2 protein-coding genes are annotated in these 1,690 nt (G+C 62.7%); both read left to right on the plus strand.

From position 1 onward, the window contains the following. Positions 1-176 precede the first annotated feature (176 nt). The gene (clpX, locus tag AC1DU6_RS30125) at positions 177-1,445 is read left to right on the plus strand and encodes an ATP-dependent Clp protease ATP-binding subunit ClpX (RefSeq protein ID WP_477861712.1); all 1,269 of its coding nucleotides are present in this window, start codon (positions 177-179) and stop codon (positions 1,443-1,445) included. A gap of 70 nt (positions 1,446-1,515) precedes the next feature. Beyond that, positions 1,516-1,690 (plus strand): LON peptidase substrate-binding domain-containing protein (locus AC1DU6_RS30130; RefSeq protein WP_477861714.1); only part of this gene is annotated, 175 nt, incomplete at its 3' end.

The raw sequence follows: 1,690 nt of genomic DNA on the forward strand, positions 1-1,690 counted from the left end.
GAACTACGGCCTGATCGACCAGGTGCTGGAACACCGGCCCTGAGTTGTGAGGGGCCGTAACTGCCCCCCGGATTCGCGGTGAAATCGGGGCCCTTATCCCTACGAGGGCCCCGAGATCGTTTGGACTATCATCATTTCAGGCACCTGCCTGTCCACTGGCATCCCCGAGCAGACCCATGGCCGACAAAAAAGGCACCTCCAGCGAAAAAGTTTTGTAYTGYTCGTTCTGYGGCAAGAGCCAGCAYGAAGTYMRSAARCTGATCGCSGGTCCKWCSGTCTTCATCTGCGACGAATGCATCGAGCTGTGCAACGACATCGTCCGTGACGAGATCCCGGCGCCGGCCCCCGCTGCCCGTGCTGGCAAGTCCGACCTGCCCGTGCCGAGCGAGATCAAGTCCAGCCTCGACCAGTACGTCATCGGCCAGGACGTCGCCAAGCGCACCCTCGCCGTGGCCGTCTACAACCATTACAAGCGCCTGCGCCACATGGCGTCGACCAAGGATTCGGTCGAGCTGTCCAAGAGCAACATCCTGCTGATCGGCCCCACGGGCTCCGGCAAGACGCTGTTGGCGCAGACGTTGGCGCGCCTCCTGAACGTGCCCTTCGTGATCGCCGATGCGACGACGCTGACCGAGGCCGGTTACGTCGGCGAGGACGTCGAGAACATCATCCAGAAGCTGTTGCAGAACTGCAATTACGACGTCGAGCGGGCGCAGCGCGGCATCGTCTACATCGACGAGATCGACAAGATCTCGCGCAAGGCCGATAACCCTTCCATCACGCGGGACGTCTCCGGCGAAGGCGTGCAGCAGGCGCTGCTCAAGCTCGTCGAAGGCACGATGGCTTCGGTGCCGCCGCAAGGTGGCCGCAAGCACCCGAACCAGGACTTCCTGCAGATCGACACGACCAACATCCTGTTCATCTGCGGCGGTGCTTTCGACGGCCTGGAGAAGGTCATCCAGAACCGCAGCGAGAAGTCCGGCATCGGCTTCGGCGCGACGGTGAAGAGCAAGAGCGAACGCCGTGTTTCTGAGGTGTTCCGCGAGTGCGAGCCCGAGGACATCATCAAGTTCGGCCTCATCCCCGAACTGGTCGGCCGCCTACCCGTGGTCGCCACACTTGGCGAGCTGACCGAAGACGCCCTGGTGCAGATCCTGACCGAGCCCAAGAACGCGCTGCTCAAGCAATACCAGCAGCTGTTCCAGATGGACGGTGTCGAACTCGAAATCCGCAAGCCGGCGCTTGTTGCCATTGCTCGCAAGGCCCTTGCCCGCAAGACCGGCGCCCGCGGCCTGCGTTCCATCATGGAGCAGTCGCTGATCGACACCATGTTTGACCTGCCCGCGCTCGATGGCGTCGAAAAGGTTGTGCTCGACGAGCACAACATCGAGGACACGTCGGCACGTCCCTTGCTGGTCTACCGCGAGCAAAAGGCCAGCGCCTGAGCCCCTACTAAGCCCTCAACTTGCAATCGCCCCCTCAGGCCGCACATCGACCTGAGAAAGAGAGGTCTTCATGTCCGGACATCCCATCCTCCCCGCCGACCCCATCACGCTGCCGCTGCTGCCGCTGCGCGATGTCGTCGTCTTCCCGCACATGGTCATCCCGCTGTTCGTGGGCCGGCCCAAGTCCATCAAGGCGCTGGAAGCCGCGATGGAAGCGGGCCGCCAGATCATGCTCGTGGCCCAGA

This window comes from Roseateles sp. P5_B10 (assembly GCF_056400485.1).